Below are 21,174 nucleotides of genomic sequence, written 5' to 3' on the forward strand. Positions count from 1 at the left end.
CAAAAGGGTAGTGCGTCCACCGCCTGTTCCAGCCGCCGCGACCAGTTCTGGTGAATATCGGCATACAACGCCGAATCCGCGCCCAGCCGCAGCTGCTGGCCGATGCGCAGCTCGCCGTCGCGCAGCAGCGCCAGGTCGATCGGCAGGCCCACCGACAGGTTGGAACGGATGGTGGAGTCCAGCGAGACGATCGCGGTGCGCGCGGCATCCTCCAGGTGTGTGGCCGGGCTGAGGATGCGATCGAGGATAGGTTTGCCGTACTTGGACTCACCGATCTGCAGGTAGGGCGTTTCCGGCGAAGCAGCGATGGCGTTGCCGAGCGGGTAGATCATGTACAGCCCGGGCCGCTCGCCGGCGATCTGGCCGCCGAAGATCAGCGTGGCCTGGGTGTTGACCCCGTCATGGCCGTGCTCGCTGTGCTCGGTCTTGACCTGGCTGTCGACCAGCAACTGGCCAACGTAGGCCGCGGCCTCGAACAGGTGGGCCATGTCACGCAGGTTGGGCGTGCGCCGTTCGCCGGCATCGCGCCCCAGGCGCGACACCAGCAGCTGGGTGGTGGCCAGGTTGCCAGCCGCCATCAGCACGTAGGCTGCCTGGCCGGGGTACTCGAACACGTGCAGCTTGCGGTGCACGCGCACATCGTCCAGCGAGGCATTGGTCCGGGTGTCGGCGGCGAAGACCAGGCCCTCGTCCACCTCGATTCCAACGCAATAGGTCATGTCGGTGCCCTATCATGTGCGTCCCGGATTGTAGGCAGGCCGCCGTGACGACGGCATGTCCACGCCCCCCAAGTGCCGTCACCTGAACCGCATGACCACCGTGCTCCTGAGCCTGGGCAGCAACGTCCAGCCCCGTCGCTACCTCCACGCCGCGGTGGCGGCCCTGCGCGAGCGCTTCGGCGCGCTGCAGGTGTCGCCCGCCTACCGTACCGCCGCGGTCGGCTTCGATGGCCCGGCCTTCCTCAACAATGCGGTGGCGATCGAGACCGACCTGCCGCTGCAGGAACTGGACGACTGGCTGCATGCGCTGGAAGACGCGCACGGCCGCGACCGCAGCGGGCCGCGCTTCTCCGATCGGACCCTGGACATCGACGTGGTGTTCTACGGGGATCTGGTGGTGGAAGGCCCTGGCCACCTGCGCATTCCGCGCCCGGAGCTGAAGCACGCCTTCGTGCTGAAGCCGCTGGCCGACATCGCGCCGGGCTTCATCGACCCGGTCAGCGGGCACGACCTGGCCACGTTGTGGCGTGCGCACAGACAGTTTGGCGAGGCGTTCGAGGTGGTGGACCTCGGATGACGGAGGTTGCCGGCCAGCGGCCGGCAACATTTCAACTGACCGTACGCCCACCATCCACGCGCAGGGTGTGGCCGGTGACGAAGCTGGCTTCGGCCACCAGCCAGTAGACCGCCTCGGCGATCTCTTCGACCGTGCCGATCCGTGCCAGCGGCGTGCGTGCCAGCAGCGCCTCGCGGGCGAAATCGTCCTTGCCCTGTTCCGGCCACAGGATCGCGCCGGGCGCCACTGCATTGACCCGCACCTTCGGCGCCAGCTCCAGCGCCAGCGAGCGGGTGGCCATCTCCAGCGCGGCCTTGGCCATGGTATAGGCGATGTGGTCGCGCATCGGGTCGGTGCCGTGCAGGTCGGTCAGGTTGACGATGCAGCCCTGCTGGCGGCGCAGGTAGGGCGCCGCCGCCTGTGACAGCAGCAGCGGCGCGCGCGCATTGACCGCATACAGCTCGTCCATCGCCTCGGCGGTGACCTGGCCGAGTGGGGTGGGGAAGAAGTTGGAGGCGTTGTTGACCAGTGCATCCAGTCGCCCGAAGTGGGTGACGGCCTGCTCCACCAGGTCGGCCAGGGCGTCGGCGTCACGCAGGTCGGCCTGCAGGGCCAGCACGCTGCCCGGGCGCACGTTGTCGAAATCGAACGCGGCCTGCTGCAGCTCGGCGCTGGAGGTATTGGCGTGCAGCACCACCGACCAGCCGCAGGCATGGAACTGGCGGGCGATGGCCGCACCGATCCGGCGCGCGCTGCCGGTGATCAGGACCACGGGGTGGGTGTCGCTCATCGAGGGTCCTCCAAGGCTCGGCTATCCTGTGCACCATTGTCACCGCATTCGAAGACGCCATGCAGCCCACCTTCCCCCTGCCCGAAGCCGATGCCCTGGCCCACAGCGACCAGCTGTCCGCCGCCCTGCGCGCCGAAATCCTTGCGCAGGGCGGGGCGATGCCGTTCTCGCGCTTCATGGAACTGTGCCTGTACACCCCCGGCTGGGGCTATTACAGCGCCGGCGCCAGCAAGTTCGGTGGCAGCGGTGACTTCACCACCGCGCCCGAGCTTGGCAGCCTGTTCGCCGGCAGCGTGGCCAATGCGCTGGCGCCTGTGTTCGCACAGCTGGGCGCGCAGGCGCGGATGCTGGAGCTCGGCGGTGGTACCGGCGCCTTCGCCGAGGCGGTGCTGCTGCGCCTGGCCGAGCTCGACGCACTGCCGTCGCGCTACGCGATCCTTGAACCCAGCGCCGACCTGCGCGAGCGCCAGCAGCAGCGGCTGCAGCAGAACCTGCCGGCCGAGCTGGCGGCGCGCGTGGACTGGGTCGACCGCCCGTTCGAGGAGGACTGGGAGGGCGTGGTGTTTGCCAACGAGGTGATCGACGCGCTGCCGACCCCGCGCTTCCTGATCCGGGATGGCGAGGTCTACGAGGAAACCGTCGAGCTGGATGCCGAAGGCAACTTCATCCGCGGTGCGCAGCCGGCCGACATCCTGCTCAACGGCGCGGTGCGCCACATCGAGCGTTACCTGGAAAAGCCCTTCGCCGAAGGCTACCGCTCCGAAGTGCTGCCGCAGCTGCCGTACTGGCTGCAGGCGGTGGCCGGTGGCCTGCAGCGTGGTGCGATGCTGTTTGTCGACTACGGCTACAATCGTGGCGAGTTCTACCAGCACGACCGTGACGATGGCACCGTGCGTGCGTTCTACCGCCACCACGTGCACAACGACGTGCACCGCTGGCCGGGCCTGCAGGACATCACCGCGTCGGTGGATTTCACCGCGATGGCCGAGGCCGGCATGCACGGTGGCTTCGAGCTGGCCGGTTACTGCAGCCAGGCCAGTTTCCTGCTTGGCAACGGCCTGGACCAGGTGCTGCTGCTGGCCGAGGAACGCACCGATGAGGTCGGCCGCATCCAGCTGCGCGACCAGGTGAAGAAGTTGACCCTGCCGACGGAGATGGGCGAACGCTTCCAGGCCATCGGCCTGCAGCGTGGCGTCGACTTCGAACCGGCCTTCGAGCTGGGTGACCTGAGCTGGCGCCTGTGAGCCACGCGTTGCCGGTGATCAAGCCGCTGCGGCGGCCCCGGTTGTGGGCCGCGCTGTGGGCGACGGCGGTGCTGCTGGTGATCGTGGTCTGCCTGATCCCACCACCGCCGATTCCGTTGCCGGAAAACAGCGACAAGGGCGAACACTTCCTCGCCTATTTCATCCTGGCCGGCAGCGCGGTGCAGCTGTTCCGTCGGGGCCGCCCGCTGCTGTGGGTGGGCGTGGGCCTGGTGCTGATGGGCATCGGCATCGAGTTCGCGCAGGGCGCGCTGACCAGCAACCGCATGGCCGACCCAATGGATGCGCTGGCCAACACCATTGGCGTGCTGGCCGGCATGGCCACCGCACTGACTCCGATGCGCGACCTGCTGCTGCGCTGGCGCGGGTGACGTTCCTGTAGAGCCGAGCCCATGCTCGGCTCCCCGATTGAACAGCAGCCGAGCATGGGCTCGGCTCTACAGTAGATCCACGCCGTACGTGGATGACGCCCCAAGCGCCAACCAAGGTTGGCCTCTACCGGAGCGTGACCTCATCCAGCACCCACATCGCCGGGCGTGTGTCGCCGGTGAAGTTGATGCACAGGTCACCCGTGCCCTGCGTGTCCTTTGGCAGCGTGGCCTTCAGCGTCACGAAGCCATCGGCATCGGGCTTGGCCGGCAGCGGTACCTCGGCCAGCACCTTCCCGCTGCAGTCGCCGCGACGCACCTGCATCTCGCCGTGCGCGCGCTTGGCCTTCTCGAATCGGCGCTTGGGTTCGTCATGGGCCAGCTGGAAGTAGTACGGAATGCGGCCCGCACGGACTTCCACACTGCCGATGCCGTCCAGCTGTGCCTGTGGCCAGCGCCAGCACGGCTGGAAGATGTCGACGTTGAACACCGCACGCGTTCCCTCGCGCGGGCCATCGTCTTCCAGGCGCAGCACCAGCCCCTTTTTGCCTACGCAGCTGAGCAGTTCATCACTGCGGCGGCTGAGCAGCGATTGCGCGCTGAACTCTGCGACCGTCGGCTTCGCGGCCAGCATCTGGCCCTGGTAGAACGCGGCGGCCTGCACGGCGGCGGGCAGCTGCGCCGTCAGCGGCTGCTGGTACAGCGGCGACTGCGCGGTCACCGGCTGTCCGTCGGTGCTGTAGCGCACCTCATAGCCCAGCGGATTGGCCAGCGACACGGTCACCGTGTTCTTCGCGCGATCATCGGTGTAGTCCACGCCTACTTCGAACGGGGTCTGCGCATAGGCCAGGCCCCAGGCACGGTAGCGCTGCAGCTGTGCCGGCAGGCGTGCGAGGAAATCGCGGAAGTCGCGATGTTCCGGCGTGCTCCAGCCGGTCTCGGCCACCGCGGCCAGGCGCGGGAACAGGTTGTGCTGCAGGCGTGCGTAGCTGCGCGTGTGCTCGGTGAACATATTGGCCTGCAGGCCGAGGATGTGCCCGCGCTTGTCGGCGGCCAGTTCGGCCGGTACCGGCTCGAAGTTGTAGAGCTTGCCGAGATTGACCTGGGTTGGGCGGCCGGGCGGCTCGTTCGGCGAAGCCGTCTGCAGGTAGTCCAGGTACAGGTAGCCGACAGGCGACATGATCACGTCATGCCCGGCACTGGCCGCAGCGAGGCCGCCTTCGGTGCCCTGCCACGACATCACCGTGGCCTGCGGCGGCAGACCGCCTTCTAGGATCTCGTCCCAACCGATCAGGCGCCGGTCGTGCTCCTCCAGGAAGGTCTCCAGGCGCTTGATGATGTGGCTCTGCATGGCCATCTCATCCTTGATGCCCAGTGCACGCATGCGCTGCTGCACCTGCTTCGAGGCTTCCCACTGGTCCTTCACCGCCTCGTCGCCACCCACATGCACGTACTTGGCCGGGAACAGCGCGATCACTTCTTCCAGCACGTTCTCGAGGAAGCTGACGGTGCTGTCTTCCACGTTGAACAGGTTCGGGAACACGCCCCATTCGCTGATCGGCTTGAGCGGGGTGTTGATCGAACCCAGTTCCGGATACGCGGCGATCGCTGCGGTCGCGTGCCCCGGCACATCAATTTCCGGAATCACCTGGATATGCAGCTTCGCGGCATAGGCGATCACTTCGCGGATCTGGTCCTGCGTGTAGAAGCCGCAGTACGGATGCTCCTGGCCGCTGGCCGGATCGATGCCACCGTCGCCGGCCGGCAGGCGGCAGCTGCCCACTTCGGTCAGCTTCGGGTAGCGCTTGATCTCCATGCGCCAGCCCTGGTCATCGGTGAGGTGCCAGTGGAAGGTGTTGAGCTTGTGCGCAGCCATTGCGTCGAGCACGCGCTTGATCTCGTCCAGGCTCTGGAAATGCCGTGCCGAGTCGAGCATGAAACCGCGCCAGCTGAAGCGTGGCGCATCCTGGATCTGCACCGCTGGCAGCACCCCGTTGCTGCCGCCGGTGGCGAGCTGGGCGAGGGTGGTCGCGCCATAGAACAGGCCGGTTTCGTTGCCGGCCTGGACCACCACGCCCCGCGCGGTGCTCTCCAGCGTGTAGCTTTCGCCGCTGTCGCGGAAGGTGGGCACGATCTGGAAGCGGATGCTGCCGGTCTTGGCTGCACCCTTGCCCTTGGCCAGGACCAGGCGTGGGCCACCACTGCGGGCCAGCAGGTCGGCGAACTGGGCGGCGACGCGCTGCGCGACTTCGCCTTCGGCCAGCAGCGTGGTGTCGGCGCGGACGGTGATGCCGCTGCCCTGGCCGGCCTGCACATTGCTGGGGGCGGGAATCAGCATCAGGCTGCCGGCGCGCAGCTGCGGGCCGGGTGCTTCAGCGGCAGGTGTGGTATCGGCGGCGAGCGCCGGCATCGCCGGCAGCAGGGCGAGCAGGCTGCCCAGCAGCACTGCGCTGCGCATCCGGGCGCGGGAAGGCTTGACCATCGGAACGACTCCTTGGAACGGTGCGATGAACGCTATACATGAAAAACGCCGGGCCCGGAATGACCCAGGCCCGGCGTGCGTGCACGACTCGGCGATGTTGCCGCCGCTGGATCAGTACTTGAAGCGGAAGTTGAGGTAGTACTGGCGGCCGTTGCTGTAGAACGAGGTCGGGATGGCCGCGGTCTGGTAGTACTTGTAAGTCGGGTTGTTGAGGTTGAGCGCATCGAAGCTGATGCTCAGCCAGTCGGTGGCCTTGTAGCTCAGCGACGCCGACAGCGTGCCGAAGTCATCCTGGTAGTACGGGTTGGCACCGGACAGGCCGATCAGGAACGACGAACGGCGCGTGTAGCTGACGCGGGCACCGAAGGTGTCGTTCTCGAAGTAGGCACCCACGTTGTAGGTGTTCTTCGAAGTGCCGAGCAGGTTGTCGGTTCCATCGGCCCAGGTGTGCTCGGTGCTGCCATCGGCGTAGGTGTAGTTGGCATTGACACCGAAGTACTCGCCGATCGGCTGCTCGTAGGCTACTTCGATACCGCGCACCTTGCCGTCGGCGTTCTTCGGGCGCGAGATGTCGTACTCCTCGAGCTGGTTGGTCAGCTCGCTGAACAGCATCTGCTTCTCGGTGCTGAAGGCCACGTAGTCCTTCAGGCGCATCGAGTACGCACCAACCGACAGCATGCCGCGCGGCATGAAGTACCACTCCAGGTTGGCGTCGAAGTTGGTCGAGATCACCGGCTTCAGCTTCGGATTGCCGCCGCCGCCCTTCCGGTTCAGATCCGAGCCGTACGAAGACGCACCCAGTGCGGAGTAGTCGGGCAGGGTCTGGGTCTGGGAGGCGGCGAGGCGCAGCACCAGATCGTCGCGCAGGTCGTACTTGAAGTTCGCGCTCGGCAGCACGCGGTTGTGCTTGTTCTCGAAGGCTTCGCGGGTCCACGCACCGAACAGGCTCTTCACGTCCGGCACGGTCGAGCCCATGGCGGTGGCGTAGGTATCGATGTCCTGCTTGATGTTGACGTAGCGCAGGCCGACGTTGCCGCTCCAGCGGTCGCCGCTGAAGTTGCCCTGCACGTAGGCGGCGAAGTTCTTTTCGGTCACCTTCCATTCGGCGCCATAGTTGTGGCGGCCATCCGGACCGTCATTTCCCGACAGCCATTCGGAGTTGTTGGTCACCGCATTACGCAGTGCTGCCGGGGTGTAGTACCAGATGTTGCGCGGGAAGTTGCCGCCGATGTCGCCGGCGAAGCCACCCGGGTAGTTGGCGGTGGGGCTGCCGCGCAGGGCGTCCCAGATGTTGCCTGGGGTGGCGCCTTCCGGCGACTTTGCTTCACGCGTGTGGTCGGCGTAGCGCGCGCCGAAATCGATCGAGCTCAGCACGCCTGCGTTGAAGTACTGGCTGAAATCGACGTTTGCCCACTTTTCCTTGTCGATCGCAGTGACCTGCTGGTTGCCCCAGGTGCCGCCCCAGCTGGCGCCGGCAGGGCTGATATCGCCCCCCACATTCCAGTCCACCGGCGACCCGTTGCCATGGGTGGTCCAGCTGGCGCCGCCACCGTTTGCAGTCAACAGCTCGGCGATGTACTGGCGCGGCGTTTCGCCAGTGCCCTTGGTGGTACCGGCCTGGAACTTCGCAGTCAGGTTTTCGCTGACCTGCCAGTCGGCGTCCAGGGTGATGTAGTTGGTCTTGGCCGTCGACTCGCGGTAGATCATGTCGTACACCGCGTAGTTCGTGCCTGGCTTGCCAACATAGCTGGCCTGCGTCAGCACGCCATCCTTCACCACATAGCCCGGATCAGGCGCCTGCGACTTGCCGAAGCTGTTGCCGAACATCATGAAGTTGCGATTGTAGTTGTTGGCTTCCAGCTTGGAGCTGAAGCCGCTGAGTACGAAGCTCAGATCATCGGTCGGCTTGAACTGCAGCGAGACCAGGCCACCCGTACGCTTGCGGGTCTGCTCGAACAGGGTTGAGCCCAGCAGGCCCGGAACCTGTACGCCGATCAGATCCGGGTTGGTCTTGGCCACCGGATCGTTGGCTTCGATAGTGAAGAAGCCACCCGGAATCTCCTGCGCTTCGCGGCGCAGCTCGCGCTTCTGGCTGAAGGCCTGCAGCATCACGCCGAAGGTGCCTTCATCGTTCTTGTAGTTGAACAGCGCCGACAGCTGCGGGTCGTTCGACTTGGCCTGGTCCGAACGCACCATGCCGATCGAGCCTTCCGCGGTGAACGGCTTGGAGAATTCCAGCGGCTTGCGGGTGATGATGTTGACGGTACCGGTGGTGCCGCCGTCCTGCAGCTTGGCCTGCGAGGACTTGTTCACTTCCACCGAGCTGACCAGTTCCGACGGCAGCAGCGAGTAGCTGACGCTGCGGCCGACGTTGTTGCCCTGGCTGAGCACGAACCAGTCGGCCGAGCCGACGGTATGGCCGTTGATCAGGGTCTGGGTCAGGCTCGGGCTGGTGCCGCGCAGGCTGACACGGTCGGCTTCGTCGAAGCCGCCTTCGTCGGCGCTGGACGAGCTGATGTTCACACCCGGCAGGCGCTGCAGGGTGTCGGCGACGTTGTGCGCGGGCAGCTTGCCCACGTCTTCGGCGGTGACCACTTCCACGCGCGCATTGGCTTCGCGCTTGGTATCCAGCGACTTTTCCATCGAACCACGGATGCCGGTGACCTGCACGGTATCCAGGTCGGTGGCGGTCTGGGTGGCCTGCTGCGCGTGCGCGCTGAAGGCGAGGCAGCTGACGATGGCGGCCGAAAGCAGGGTCTTGCGGGTGTTCATGATGTCTCTCCTCATCACTCGATTGGATGCCGGCGGCGGTGTTCGATTACGGTTGCGATGACATGCGCGGGGCGGCGGCGAAGTCCCGTGCGTTGGCGTGCCACGTACTGCGTGCTGCGATTGCGTTGAAGCCTGTTGCGGTGTCAGGCGGCCGACTGCTGCTGCAGGTACCAGCTGGCAGCGCCGACCACGCCCAGCTGGCCGTGCTCGACGACCTTCACCGGGATGCGTGCCAGCGCTTCGCCCATCGGCCCCTTCTGCAGGTAGCGTTCGACGAAGGTGCTGGCATGCAGGTATTCGCGGATCTGCGGCAGGATGCCGCCGGCCAGGTAGACGCCACCGTGGGCGCCGTAGAACAGCGCCATGTCGCCGATGGTGCTGCCGAGCAGGCCGCAGAACACATCCAGCGCCTGGCGCGCATGTGCATCGCTGTCGGCCATGGCCGCAGCGGTGACCGCGTCGGGGCTGGCCAGGGTCGGTGCCTGGCCCTGCAGTGCGCACACCGCGCGGTACAGGTTCATCAGGCCCGGGCCGGAGATCGCGTGTTCGATCGACACGTGCGCGCGGTCGCGCTGCATGTGGCGGACGATGGCCATTTCCAGTTCGGTGCTGGCGGCCAGGGTCGGCTGGCCGGCTTCGGTCGGGAGCACCACCGGGCCGTGCGCGGTGGGGATCCACAGCGCGGCGCCGAGGCCGGTACCGGGGCCGACCACCAGGGTCGGGCCGCGGGCGGCGGTTTCCGGTCCGCACAGGTGCAGCACGCCACTCGCGTCAACCTGCGCGGCGGCATAGGCCACGGCTTCGAAGTCGTTGACGATGTAGACCCGCTGCAGTCCGACGTCGGCTTCCACCTGGCGCGCCGACAGCGGCCACGGCAGGTTGGCGGTGATCACCGTGCCGTCCTCGCGAGCGTAGCCGGCACTGGCGACCACGCAATGCGTGGGCCGCGGGCCTTCGCCGAGGAAGTCGGACAGGATCGCGCTGAGGCCGGCATGGTCGGCGTTGCGGTATTTGCGGTACTCCAGCACCTGCACCGGATGGGCGGCATCACCGCTGGCCTGGACCCGGGCCACGCGCACATGGGTGCCACCGACGTCGGCGGCCAGGAACGTCGGCGCGACTCGGGACAGGACATGGGCCGGGGCGGGGTGGCTGGCGGTCACGCGGGCTCCTGCTGCAGGTAGGGCCGGCCCCGGGATCGGGGGCGGCGATTGGGGCGGAGTCTGTAACCCCGCTGACAACGATGTCAACGAGTTCGTGACACTTTCGTTGCTGCATCGCAACGAATGCGACAGGCGGTAAACGTTTACATGGCGTGAGCGCGGGTTTCACGTGGGAACCGTTGCCGCGCATGGGCCAAGGCCTTCGGCGCATTCAGCACGATGCGTTGCGATCGGATTGCGCAGTGCAGCACGAGGTTCACAGGGCTGCGCGTGGAAGTTGACAAACCGCGGCTGTCCATCGAAAGAATGTGACAACGTTGTTCCCAGCCACTCTCCGACGCCGCGTTCTGCGGCCGTCGCCGCAGGAGCCCTCCTGATGTCCGCCGTCCCCGCTGCAAGCGCGCGCCCGAACGTGGCCACCTCCATCGCCATCGTTGGCGTGTTGTTCTTCCTGATCGGCTTCTTCACCTGGCTCAACGGCCCGCTGATCACCTTCGTCAAGCTCGCCTTTGAACTCAGCGAGGTCGGCGCCTTCCTGGTGCTGATGGTGTTCTACCTGTCCTACTTCTTCCTGGCCCTGCCGGCCTCGTGGATCCTGCGCCGCACCGGCATGAAGAAGGGCCTGAGCCTGAGCCTGCTGGTGATGGCCGGTGGTGCCGCGTTGTTCGGTGAGTTCGCCACCCAGCGCTGGTATCCGGGGGCGCTCGGCGGCCTGTTCGTGATCGGCAGCGGCCTGGCCCTGCTGCAGACTGCGATCAACCCCTACATCTCCATCCTCGGCCCGATCGAGACGGCGGCACGCCGCATCGCGCTGATGGGCATCTGCAACAAGATCGCCGGCATGCTGGCGCCGGTGCTGATCGGCACGCTGGTGCTGCACGGCATCGGCGACCTCGATGCGCAGGTGCAGGCGGCAGATGCGGTCACCAAGGCCGCGCTGCTGAACGAGTTTGCCGCCAAGATCCACACCCCTTACCTGGCGATGGCTGCGCTGCTGGTGGTGCTGGCGGTGGCGGTGCTGTTCTCGCCGCTGCCGGAAATCAAGTCGTCCGAAGCCAACGCCACGCCGGCGGCTGCCGGTGCCGCCGAGCGCCGCAGCATCTTCCAGTTCCCGCACCTGTGGCTGGGCGTGCTGTGCCTGTTCGTCTACGTGGGCGTGGAGGTGATGGCCGGTGATGCGATCGGTACCTACGGCCATGGTTTCGACCTGCCGCTGGACCAGACCAAGATGTTCACCTCGCTTACCCTTGGCGCGATGCTGGTCGGCTATGTGGTCGGCCTGCTGTTGATCCCCAAGGTCGTTTCGCAGTCGCGCTACCTGACCATTTCAGCGGTGCTGGGCGTGGTGTTCTGCCTGGGCGCCTGGGCCACCCACGGCTACGTATCGGTGGCCTTCGTGGCCCTGTTGGGCTTCGCCAACGCGATGATGTGGCCGGCGATCTTCCCGCTGGCGATCCGCGGCCTGGGCCGCTTCACCGAGACCGGTTCGGCGCTGCTGGTGATGGGCATCGCCGGCGGCGCGATCATCCCGCAGCTGTTCGCCGTGCTCAAGCAGCACATCGACTTCCAGCTGGTGTTCGTGCTGCTGATGGTGCCGTGCTACCTGTACATCCTGTTCTACTCGGTGATCGGCCATCGCGCCGGCCTGCCGCAGGACAAGGCCTGATCGGCGATGATGGACGGCAGCCAACCCCAGGGAAAACCCATGCGCAGAGCGACCATCAAGGACGTTGCGGAGAAGGCCAAGGTCTCGCTGAAGACGGTCTCGCGGGTGATCAACAACGAGCCCTCGGTGATGCAGGCCACCCGCGCGCGGGTACTGCGTGCCATCGCCGAGCTGGACTACGAGCCCGATCCGTCCGCGCGCAACCTGCGCAGCGGCACCACCTTCGTGATCGGGCTGGTCTACGACAACCCGAATCCGTACCACATCATCGGTGTGCAGAACGGCGTGCTTGCCGCCTGCCGCGAGACCGGTTTCGGCCTGCAGATCCATCCCTGCGATTCCAGCTCGCCGCTGCTGGCCGATGAGCTGGCCGACTGGGTGCAGCGTTCGCGCCTTGCCGGGTTGGTGCTGACCGCACCGATGTCCGAGCGCCGCGACCTGATCCAGGCGCTGACCGCACGCGGCATCAAGCTGGTACGCATCATCGCCGCCACCGAAGATCCGGCCGACGGCGCCTGCGTGTTCGTTGACGACCGCGAGGCGGCCTACGAGATCACCGAGCATCTGATCCAGCTGGGTCACCAGCGCATCGGCTTCCTCTGGGGCGGCATCTCGCACCGCTCATCGGGCGAACGCTACGCCGGTTACGAAGCCGCGCTGAAGGACTACGGCATGACCGTGGACAAGCACCTGGTGGTGCAGGGCGACTACACCTTCGACGATGGTTTCCGCGGTGCGCGCCGCCTGCTGGCGCTGCGCGAACCGCCCACGGCCATCTTTGGTTCCAACGACGAAATCGCCGCCGGAGTGCTGGCCGCCGCGAAGTCGGCGGGCATGAACGTGCCGTACGACCTGTCAATCGCCGGTTTCGAGGACAGCCCGTTCTCGCGCCAGTCGTGGCCGCCGCTGACCACCGCCAAGCAGGCCACCGAGGACATTGCCCGCCATGCCGCGCGCCTGCTGATCGCACAGCTGCGCAGCGACGCCTACGACGATGCACCGGCACCGCTGCACAACCAGGGCTTCGTGCCGCAGCTGGTGGTGCGCGGCTCGACCGCGCCGATGCGCCCGGCCGGCGCACGTCCCCTTCCTTCCGATCCTGCCTGAGCCTGCCATGTCGCTGTCAGACCCCACGTCCACCCTGATGTTCGCCGAGGCCGCTGAAGCGGCCGACGTGGTCGCGCGCCAGTTCTCGCGCAACCACGCCACCATGGAAACCCTGGCCGCCAGTCTGCGCGCTGCGCCGCCGCCGTTCGTGGTCACCTGCGCACGCGGCAGTTCCGACCATGCCGCCACCTATGGCAAGTACCTGCTGGAAACCCAGCTGGGCCTGGTGGTGGCCTCGGCCTCGCCGTCGGTGGGGTCGGTCTATGCCGCACCGCTGCAGCTTCGCGGTGCACTGTTCATCGTCATTTCGCAGTCGGGCAAGAGCCCGGACCTGCTGCGCAACGCGGAAGCTGCCAAAGCAGCCGGTGCGCGCGTGATCGCGCTGGTCAACGTCGAGGATTCGCCCTTGGCGCAGCTGGCCGACACGGTCATTCCGCTGCATGCCGGTGCCGAAAAGAGCGTGGCGGCGACCAAAAGCTATCTGGCGTCGCTGGCCGCATTGCTGCAACTGGCCGCGTACTGGAAGCAGGACAGCAGCCTGCGCAATGCGCTGGATCTGCTGCCGGATGCGATGCGTGAGGCCTGGCAGTGCGACTGGACGCCGGTGACCGAGGGTCTGGTTGAGGCGACCAACCTGTTCGTGCTCGGCCGCGGTCTGGGCCTGGGTGCCGCACAGGAAGCGGCGCTGAAATTCAAGGAAACCTGCAGCCTGCATGCCGAAGCCTACAGCTCGGCCGAAGTGAAGCATGGCCCGATGGCGCTGGTCGACCGCGGTTTCCCGGTGCTGGCCTTTGCCCAGCCGGATGAAACCGGCGCCGGCACCCGTGCCGTCGTCGAGGAATTCACCGCGCGCGGTGCACAGGTGTGGATGGCCGGTGCCGGTGGCAACCTGCCGGTAGCGGCCGCGCCGCATCCGCTGTGCGCACCGCTGCTGACCGTGCAGAGCTTCTACCGCGCGATCAACGCGCTGGCGCTGCGTCGTGGCTTCAACCCGGATCTGCCGCCGCACCTGAACAAGGTCACGGAGACGGTGTGATGGCCACGGTCCTGCGCAATACCCGCATCCTGGCAGGCGACGAGTTCCGCGACGATCTGGCGGTGGTGATCGAGCACGGCCGCATCAGCGCGCTGCTGCCCGATGCAGCGCCGCAGCTGGGCCTGGCCGCCGAGCAGGTTGATCTGGGCGGTGGCTGGCTGCTGCCCGGTTTCATCGATGTGCAGGTCAATGGTGGCGGCGGCGCGCTGTTCAACAACACGCCGGACGTGGCGTCGCTGCGGACCATCGCGCAGGCGCACCGCCGCTTCGGTACCACCGCGATGCTGCCGACGTTGATCAGCGACGACGTGGGCGTGATGCGTGAAGCCATCGATGCGATGCGCGAGGCGATCGCGCAGGGTGTGCCAGGCGTGATCGGCATCCATCTGGAAGGACCGTACATCGCGCCGGCCCGCAAGGGCACGCACGATGCCAGCAAGTTCCGCGTCCCCGACGAAGAGGAGATCGCACTGGCCGCATCCCTCGACAACGGCGTGACCCTGCTGACGCTGGCGCCTGAGCGCGTGCCGCTGGAGACCATCCGTGCGCTGGTCGAGCGCGGCGTGATCGTTGCCGCCGGCCACACCGCAGGCACCTACGAAGAGATCCGTGCCGGCCTGGATGCCGGCGTGCGCGGCTTCACCCACCTGTACAACGCGATGTCGCCGCTGCAGGGCCGTGAGCCCGGCGCGGTGGGCGCTGCGCTGGAAGACCGCGACAGCTGGATCGGCATCATCGTCGATGGCGTGCATGTGCATCCGGCCAGCCTGCGCGTGGCGTTGGCGGCCAAGCCGCGCGGCCGCCTGCTGCTGGTGACCGATGCGATGCCACCGGTTGGGGCCGACGATCCCAGCTATGTTCTGTATGGCGAAACCATCACCGCCATCGATGGCGTGGTGCGCAATGCCTCCGGTTCGCTGGCGGGTTCGGCGCTGGACATGGCCACTGCGGTGCGCAACACCGTGCAGCTGCTCGGCCAGCCACTGGCCGAAGCCGCGCGCATGGCCTCGACCTATCCGGCGCAGTTCCTCAACGTTGACGATCGTCTGGGTCACATCGCCGAGGGCTACCAGGCCGACCTGGTGCTGCTGGACGATGCCCTGCAGGTGCGTGGCACCTGGATTGCCGGCCAGTACGAGGCCGCCTGATGAACAGTTCGCCGCCACGCCGGCTGGGCTCGATCGATGCCCTGCGCGGCATTACCGTGGCGGCAATGCTGCTGGTCAACAACCCGGGTGACTGGAGCGCGGTGTTCGCGCCGCTGCGTCATTCGGAATGGCATGGCTGCACGCCCACCGATCTGGTGTTCCCGTTCTTCCTGTTCCTGGTGGGCGTGTCGATGGCCTTCAGTGTGGCGCCACGCGCGCTGGACGCGTCGGCGCGACCGGCATTGGCACGCGGCGTGCTGGAACGCGCGCTGCGCATCCTGCTGGCCGGAGCGCTGCTGCACCTGCTGATATGGTGGGCGCTGCATACCCATCACTTCCGCATCTGGGGCGTACTGCAACGGATCGCGGTGTGCGCAGCTTTGGTAGGTGTACTGGCGGTGTATGCGCGGCCGCGCGTGCAGGCCGGCGTGCTGGTCGCGCTGCTGGTGGGCTATACCGTGCTGCTGCTGGGCATCGGTGATCTGGCGCCATGGACCAACCCGGCCAGCCGCTTGGATACCACGCTGTTCGCGCCATGGATCTACCAATGGCACGCCGATACCGGGCTGGGCCATGACCCGGAAGGATTGCTGAGCACGCTGGGTGCGCTGGCCAGTACCGTGCTCGGTCTATTGGCCGGAGGCCTGCTGCGCAGCGGACGTACTGCGGCGCTGGCGGGACTGGGTACGGTGACCGCCGTGCTGGGTCTGTTGCTGGCCGTGGTGCTGCCGTTGAACAAGCAGCTGTGGACGCCCAGCTACGTGCTGTGGACCGGCGGCCTGGCGGCGCTGGCGCTGTGGCTGGGCCACGTGTTGATCGACCAGAACGGCTGGCCGGCGCTGGGCCGTCGCTTCGGCGTCAATGCGATCACTGCGTATCTGGGGGCATCGGTGATGTCGGTGGCCTTGATGGCGACCGGTGCCTGGGGCTGGATCTGGCAGCAGCTGGCCACCGCGGTGCCGCAGGCGCTCGAGCTGGCATCGATGCTGCAGGCGCTGGCGTTCGTCGCGCTTTGGTGGGGCGTGGCATGGTGGCTGGACCGGCGGAAGATCTATCTGAAGATCTGACCCCCGGCGGCACGCCACGTCCACGCATGGCGTGGATCTACCGGGTGAGGGGCGAACGCCGTGGAGGCGCAATGGTCAGTAGATCCGCGCCATGCGTGGATGCTCTCCGCCTGGCGCGCTATCGCCGCCATGATGAACCGTTTCAGCCACGTAGAGGCGAGGTGATGCCCGATCAAGTTCGCATCTGAACTGTGATAACGGGCACGCAATTTCATCTATCGAAACCATTCACCACGCGGCAGACTGCCTTCGCAGTACCGCATATCCGCAGTTCCTGATCCCCTGTCCAGGAGTGCTGTATGTCCCGTGCCGTCCCGCGCGCTCTCCATCCGCGCCGCCTCACCGTTTCCGTGCTGCAGGCCCTGACTGTCCCGTCCGTCATGCTGCTGGGTGCCAGCGCCGCCTGGGCGGGCTGTGACAATGCCACCCCGACCGTCGGCCAGACGGTCACCTGCGATGCCAATGCCCCGAACCCGCAGACCGTTCCCATCACCGCCAATGGCGTGGCCGGCATCATCGTCAACGTCGCCAACGCCGCACAGCTGCAACAGAGCGGCGGCGGAAGTGCGATTTCGCTCGTCGGTGCAGGTGGTCACCTGCTGTCCAATCTGGGGGCGATCAGTTCGACGGGTGGTGTGGCCGTCCAGCTTGGTGGCGGTAGCCGCGTCGAGAACAGCGGCAGCATCAGCACGGGCAACAACGTGGCCCTGCAGTTCGTCGGCACTGGTGACAGCGTTCTGGTCAACCGCGGAACGATCAGTGGCCGCACCGGCGTGCAGTTCGGTGCCGGCAACGATCGCCTGGAAATGCAGGCCGGCAGCATCACCGGCGGCGTCTTGCAGGGGGATGGCAACGACGTGTTGCTGCTCAACGACGGAACGATCGACAGTGTCGACCAGGGCACCGGTGATGATCAGATGACGGTCAACGGTGGCAGCGTCACTGGCCTGGTGACGCAGGGCAGCGGCCGCGACGATTTCGTCATGACCGGCGGCACCGTTGGGGCCCTCCAGCAGGGTGACAACATCGATACCTTCCGCATGAGCGGCGGTCGCATCGTCGGCGCGTTCGAGGATGGCGACCAGGCCTGGATGACCGGTGGCCGCATCGGCCGCGTCAACATGAAGCTGGACAAGAACCTGTGGGACCAGTCCGGCGGCACGGTGGACGGCAACGTGGTGACCGGCTTCGACACCGACACCATCATCATCTCCGGTACGGCCTACATCGGCGGCAACATCAGCGTCAGCGGCGGCAATGACAGCGTGACCATCACCGACGGCACCGTACGTGGCCAGGTGCTGCTCAGTACCGGCAACGACACCTTCAACTGGAACGGCGGCGGCATCGTCTACGGCGCGATCGACATGGGGCCGGACAATGACGTGGCCAACCTCAGCAACCTCAACCAGGGCAACCTCGGTGCGGTACCGTTGTTCGATGGTGGCAGTGGCATCGACCAGCTCAACCTCAGCAACGTCAAGACCGCAGGCGTGGGGCGCTTCCAGAACTGGGAAGCGATCAGCCTGGCCAACAGCACCGAGCTGAGCTTCGACGGCGATCTGGTGCTGGGCGACAGTGCCAGCGGCACCGGTTCACTCACCGTGGATGACACCAGTACGGTCTATGCAGGCAGTGGCGGCCATGCCATCCGTCCATTCAACAGTGGTGCACTGGTGGAGATGGTCAATGCAGGGCGCATCGACCTGACCGGTAGCGGCGCCGGGGATGTGTTCACTGTTCGCGGCAACTATCGCGGTGACGGCGGTGGTCTGTACCTGCGTACCGTGCTGGGCGCGGACAATTCCACCAGCGACCGACTGGTGATCGATGGCGGCACCGCAACCGGCACCACCGGCATCGGCGTGCTCAATGCCGGCGGCAGCGGCGCCGCCACGCTGGCCGATGGCATCCTGGTGGTGCAGGCCTTGAATGGTGGCCGCACCGCGCCGGGGGCGTTCTCGCTGTTCGCGCCGGTCGCGGCCGGTGCCTACGAATACTTCCTGTTCAAGGGCGGTGTCAGTGCCGGTACCGGCGAGAACTGGTACCTGCGCTCGACCCTGGTGACCGGGCCGACGCCGGCACCCAACGGCGGCGGCACCGCCACACCACCACCCTTGACGCCACCGGTGGCACCACCGCCGCCGATCACCCCGGCGCCGCCGCCGCCGCCGGAAGGCGCCACCGATCCGGACCTGACCGCAGGCGAGACCGCACCACCGCCGCCGCCGCCGGAACCGGCGCCGGTGGCGCCACCCAGCGACCCGGCGGTGCCGGACGTTCCGGTAGCCGGCGGTGCACTGCCCGGTACCGGTGCGCCGCCGACGCCTGGCGCACGGCCCGCCGAGGGCGCAGTGGTACCGCTGTACCGCGTGGAGACTGCGACCTATGCCGTGGTGCCGCCGCTGCTGCGTGACACTTCGCTGGCCAGCCTGGGCACCTTCCACGAGCGCCAGGGCGAGCAGCGCCTGCTGTACAGCCAGGGCGCATTCCGTACCGCCTGGGGCCGTCTGGTGGGGCAGAGCAGCGAGATCCACTGGAAGGGCGATGCGCAGCCGGGCTTCGATGGCGATGTGATGGGCCTGCAGGCCGGTCTGGATGTTTGGGCCGCTGCTTCCGACAACCATCGCAGCCAGATTGGCGTGTTCGTCGGCCGCACCCGCGTGCAGGGCAAGACCACTGGTCTGGCTCTGGGCTGGGAAAGCGTGCAGGTCGGCCAGAACCGTCTGGATGACAAGCACGTGGGCCTGTACTGGACGTTCACCGACAGCAGCGGCGGCTATATCGATGCGGTGGCGATGCAGAGCCGTTACGACGGCCGCGTGCGTTCCTCGCGTGGGCTCGGCTTCGGCCTGAGTGGTGACGGTACGAGCGCGTCGGTGGAAGCCGGAAAGCCGCTGCTGCACTTCGGGCAATCCGCATGGTGGCTGGAGCCACAGGTACAGGTGATCTGGCAACGCACCTCGCTGAATGACCGCCGCGATGAGGTGTCGAGCGTGCGTTTCGACAACGACAACGCCTGGACCGGCCGCATCGGCCTGCGTCTTGCCGGCGACTACCAGTTGGCCGACAACGGCTGGCAGCCGTACTTCAAGCTCAATTACTGGCATGGCCGTTCCGGCGAGGATCGCATCCGCTTCGATGATGACGTGATCGTCAATTCGCAGCGTTCGCGTGCACTGGAAGCCGGCGTGGGTGTGGTCGGGCGCTTCAATCGCACCATCAGCGCCTATGCCGTGGCCGACTACACGCGCGAACTGGGCGGCGACCGCAACGAGAAGCGCCGCATCATCGAAGGCAACATCGGCCTGCGCGCGGATTGGTGAGTCTCGTACTCTGGCGTGTGCCGACGAAGGTCGGCACACATCCCCAACTTACGGCATTGACCCGCTCCGGTAGGTATCGACCAAGGTCGGCACACACCCCCAGCCGACGCCATTGACCCGCTCTGGTAGGTGTCGACCTTGGTCGACACAGATTCCACCGGCGCCATGACCCTGTAGAGCCGAGCCATGCTCGGCTGCTTTGATCGTGTCCCATGCAGCCGAGCATGGGCTCGGCTCTACAACGGCTATCCGCGCAATGGCGGGCATGATTCGCCACGGTTATGCTGTGGACCTGACCCAACGACAAGGAAACGTCGCATGCAGATGTGCAAGGGAGTGCTTGGGAATGGCGCGCTGATGCTGACCCTTCTGGCAGCCAACGCAACGGCCGCCACCGCGTCCACCTCCGAAGTACCTTCGCCGGAAGCGCAGGTACAGATCCTGGATCTGCTCGAGCATGAAGCAATGTACCGGGACAAAGTGGACTGGCCTGCCGCTCGTAAGCGACTGGCGTCGTTGCAGGCGTACCCGGGTGCGTTGCATACCGCCCTGCGTGAGATCATCGTGGAGAGCACCGGGGGGCATGGTGTCTGGATGACGCTTGCACGCAAGCGTGAAGCCACGGAGCGCTCGAAGCAGGTCGGCGCTGAGGCCGTTGCCAAGGCGAAAGTGACTGGTGCCGTCGATGCACGCATTGGCTGGGTGGTCATCGAAGGCTATGCCGCCACGCCGGGGGCTGCGCGGCAGGACGAGTTCAATCAGGACATCCAGCGCGCGCTGCAATGGCAGGATGTCATCCGTGGCAAGGACAGCGGCGATCGCTGTGGCTGGATTGTCGATCTGCGCAGCAACCATGGGGGCAACATGTGGCCGATGCTGCTGGGTGTTGCGCCGTTGCTGCGCACGTCGTCGACAGGCGTGGAAGAGGTCGGGTCGTTTGCTACTGCCCACGGGTCGCGGCGCTGGAGTCTGACGCCGACCATGGTGCAGGTCGATGGTCGTCCCAGGCTGGGATTCGGTCGACCGGGGTATTCCCTCAAGCAGCCCGGGGCGCCCGTCGCCGTTCTGGTCGGGTCGAATACCGCCAGCTCTGGCGAAGCGACGATGCTGTCATTCAGGGGGCGCCCACAGACGCGGAGTTTCGGGCAGTCGACAGCGGGCTTCTCGACAAGCAACGATACGCGGCCCCTGGTGGATGGCAGTGTGTTGGCGGTGACGACCGCGGTGATGAAAGACCGCACTGGCGCTGGCGCCGGCGCCAGGATTACTCCGGATGAATTGACGACAGGCGATGCGGCCACCCTTGCCGCCGCCCAAGCCTGGCTGCTGGCCCAACCCGCCTGCCAGGGCCGCTGATCCATGATCCTGATCGGCCAGCAGGAGCGGGTGGTGGTGGTCGGCCCAACCGAAGCCCACCACTGCCTGCGCTGCCAGACGGAAACCGAGTTCGCGCCCCAGCTGCGCTACAGGATGGCGCGCATCGACCTGCTGTTTGGCCTCACCTACCATCGCCGCTACGAGCTGGCCTGCAGCCGGTGCGGGCACGGCTGGGTGCTGGATACCGAGAACATGGACCAGCAGCTGGGCGGGGTACCGATCCCGTGGCGGCACCGCTTCGGCCTGCCGCTGATGCTGGTGGTGGTGGCCGGTCTGGCGGCGTTGGGCTGGCTGTGGCGGCATGGATTCCTCGGTTGAGGAGCGGGCCTGTTAAA

15 protein-coding genes and 1 pseudogene are annotated in these 21,174 nt (G+C 66.7%); 11 read left to right on the forward strand and 5 right to left on the reverse strand.

All coding sequences use genetic code 11. From position 1 onward, the window contains the following. Window positions 1-5: 5 nt before the first annotated feature. Window positions 6-719, reverse strand: a pseudogene (locus tag V3B46_RS16735) (proteasome-type protease); the annotation flags it as partial. Window positions 720-810: 91 nt separating this feature from the next. Here V3B46_RS16735 and folK point away from each other — a divergent pair. Beyond that, complete coding sequence (folK, locus tag V3B46_RS16740) at window positions 811-1,296, forward strand: 2-amino-4-hydroxy-6-hydroxymethyldihydropteridine diphosphokinase (RefSeq protein WP_329892426.1); 486 nt, start codon at window positions 811-813, stop codon at window positions 1,294-1,296. Window positions 1,297-1,327: 31 nt separating this feature from the next. Here the strand turns inward: folK and V3B46_RS16745 are convergent, their stop codons facing one another. Further along, a complete protein-coding gene (locus V3B46_RS16745; RefSeq protein WP_024957037.1) occupies window positions 1,328-2,065 on the reverse strand; it encodes a pteridine reductase in 738 nt (245 codons plus the stop codon). Window positions 2,066-2,124: 59 nt separating this feature from the next. Here V3B46_RS16745 and V3B46_RS16750 point away from each other — a divergent pair, with 59 nt between their 5' ends. Together V3B46_RS16750 and V3B46_RS16755 are read left to right on the forward strand one after the other, a co-directional pair. Further along, the gene (locus tag V3B46_RS16750) at window positions 2,125-3,309 is read left to right on the forward strand and encodes a class I SAM-dependent methyltransferase (RefSeq protein WP_154264433.1); all 1,185 of its coding nucleotides are present in this window, start codon (window positions 2,125-2,127) and stop codon (window positions 3,307-3,309) included. Then, entirely contained in the window at window positions 3,306-3,698 is a 393-nt protein-coding gene (locus V3B46_RS16755) for a VanZ family protein (RefSeq protein WP_329892389.1), read from the forward strand. The genes V3B46_RS16750 and V3B46_RS16755 overlap by 4 nt, the downstream gene beginning before the upstream one ends. 124 nt (window positions 3,699-3,822) lie before the next feature. On the opposite strand, the gene V3B46_RS16760 is transcribed toward V3B46_RS16755, so the two are convergent. From V3B46_RS16760 to V3B46_RS16770, 3 genes are all read right to left on the reverse strand, one after another. After that, entirely contained in the window at window positions 3,823-6,177 is a 2,355-nt protein-coding gene (locus tag V3B46_RS16760; protein WP_329892390.1) for a beta-N-acetylhexosaminidase, read from the reverse strand. 111 nt (window positions 6,178-6,288) lie between these two features. Further along, complete coding sequence (locus tag V3B46_RS16765) at window positions 6,289-8,949, reverse strand: TonB-dependent receptor (protein ID WP_154264430.1); 2,661 nt, start codon at window positions 8,947-8,949, stop codon at window positions 6,289-6,291. 143 nt (window positions 8,950-9,092) lie between these two features. After that, the gene (locus tag V3B46_RS16770) at window positions 9,093-10,112 is read right to left on the reverse strand and encodes a glucokinase family protein (protein WP_049400483.1); all 1,020 of its coding nucleotides are present in this window, start codon (window positions 10,110-10,112) and stop codon (window positions 9,093-9,095) included. A 376-nt stretch (window positions 10,113-10,488) separates the two neighbouring features. Between V3B46_RS16770 and V3B46_RS16775 the strand changes: the two genes are divergently transcribed. The 8 genes from V3B46_RS16775 (at window position 10,489) to V3B46_RS16810 (ending at window position 21,157) form a co-directional block, all read left to right on the forward strand. Then, window positions 10,489-11,778, forward strand: a complete 1,290-nt coding sequence (locus V3B46_RS16775; RefSeq protein ID WP_106469126.1) for a sugar MFS transporter — start codon at window positions 10,489-10,491, stop codon at window positions 11,776-11,778. Between the two features lie 39 nt (window positions 11,779-11,817). Beyond that, on the forward strand, window positions 11,818-12,885 hold the full coding sequence (locus V3B46_RS16780) for a LacI family DNA-binding transcriptional regulator (RefSeq protein WP_006391719.1): 1,068 nt from the start codon (window positions 11,818-11,820) through the stop codon (window positions 12,883-12,885). A 7-nt stretch (window positions 12,886-12,892) separates the two neighbouring features. Next, entirely contained in the window at window positions 12,893-13,921 is a 1,029-nt protein-coding gene (locus V3B46_RS16785) for an SIS domain-containing protein (RefSeq protein ID WP_012512110.1), read from the forward strand. After that, window positions 13,921-15,069 (forward strand): N-acetylglucosamine-6-phosphate deacetylase, encoded by a 1,149-nt coding sequence (gene nagA / locus V3B46_RS16790; RefSeq protein ID WP_329892391.1) that lies wholly within the window; start codon window positions 13,921-13,923, stop codon window positions 15,067-15,069. The genes V3B46_RS16785 and nagA overlap by 1 nt, the downstream gene beginning before the upstream one ends. Continuing rightward, entirely contained in the window at window positions 15,069-16,136 is a 1,068-nt protein-coding gene (locus tag V3B46_RS16795; protein WP_329892392.1) for an acyltransferase family protein, read from the forward strand. The genes nagA and V3B46_RS16795 overlap by 1 nt, the downstream gene beginning before the upstream one ends. Window positions 16,137-16,435: 299 nt before the next feature. Then, entirely contained in the window at window positions 16,436-19,462 is a 3,027-nt protein-coding gene (locus V3B46_RS16800) for an autotransporter family protein (protein WP_329892393.1), read from the forward strand. A 318-nt stretch (window positions 19,463-19,780) separates the two neighbouring features. Continuing rightward, complete coding sequence (locus V3B46_RS16805; RefSeq protein WP_329892394.1) at window positions 19,781-20,818, forward strand: S41 family peptidase; 1,038 nt, start codon at window positions 19,781-19,783, stop codon at window positions 20,816-20,818. Window positions 20,819-20,821: 3 nt separating this feature from the next. After that, a complete protein-coding gene (locus V3B46_RS16810; RefSeq protein ID WP_154264423.1) occupies window positions 20,822-21,157 on the forward strand; it encodes a hypothetical protein in 336 nt (111 codons plus the stop codon). Window positions 21,158-21,174 lie beyond the last annotated feature (17 nt).

Source organism: Stenotrophomonas sp. SMYL11 (genome assembly GCF_036320005.1).
Classification (GTDB): domain Bacteria; phylum Pseudomonadota; class Gammaproteobacteria; order Xanthomonadales; family Xanthomonadaceae; genus Stenotrophomonas; species Stenotrophomonas maltophilia_A.

Coding starts and splice junctions, on each gene's coding strand:
- folK (WP_329892426.1), top strand. CDS start 811: ATGACCACCGTGCTCCTGAGCCTGGGCAGCAACGTCCAGCCCCGTCGC.
- V3B46_RS16745 (WP_024957037.1), bottom strand. CDS start 2,065: ATGAGCGACACCCACCCCGTGGTCCTGATCACCGGCAGCGCGCGCCGG.
- V3B46_RS16750 (WP_154264433.1), top strand. CDS start 2,125: ATGCAGCCCACCTTCCCCCTGCCCGAAGCCGATGCCCTGGCCCACAGC.
- V3B46_RS16760 (WP_329892390.1), bottom strand. CDS start 6,177: ATGGTCAAGCCTTCCCGCGCCCGGATGCGCAGCGCAGTGCTGCTGGGC.
- V3B46_RS16765 (WP_154264430.1), bottom strand. CDS start 8,949: ATGAACACCCGCAAGACCCTGCTTTCGGCCGCCATCGTCAGCTGCCTC.
- V3B46_RS16775 (WP_106469126.1), top strand. CDS start 10,489: ATGTCCGCCGTCCCCGCTGCAAGCGCGCGCCCGAACGTGGCCACCTCC.
- V3B46_RS16780 (WP_006391719.1), top strand. CDS start 11,818: ATGCGCAGAGCGACCATCAAGGACGTTGCGGAGAAGGCCAAGGTCTCG.
- V3B46_RS16785 (WP_012512110.1), top strand. CDS start 12,893: ATGTCGCTGTCAGACCCCACGTCCACCCTGATGTTCGCCGAGGCCGCT.
- nagA (WP_329892391.1), top strand. CDS start 13,921: ATGGCCACGGTCCTGCGCAATACCCGCATCCTGGCAGGCGACGAGTTC.
- V3B46_RS16795 (WP_329892392.1), top strand. CDS start 15,069: ATGAACAGTTCGCCGCCACGCCGGCTGGGCTCGATCGATGCCCTGCGC.
- V3B46_RS16800 (WP_329892393.1), top strand. CDS start 16,436: ATGTCCCGTGCCGTCCCGCGCGCTCTCCATCCGCGCCGCCTCACCGTT.
- V3B46_RS16805 (WP_329892394.1), top strand. CDS start 19,781: ATGCAGATGTGCAAGGGAGTGCTTGGGAATGGCGCGCTGATGCTGACC.
- V3B46_RS16810 (WP_154264423.1), top strand. CDS start 20,822: ATGATCCTGATCGGCCAGCAGGAGCGGGTGGTGGTGGTCGGCCCAACC.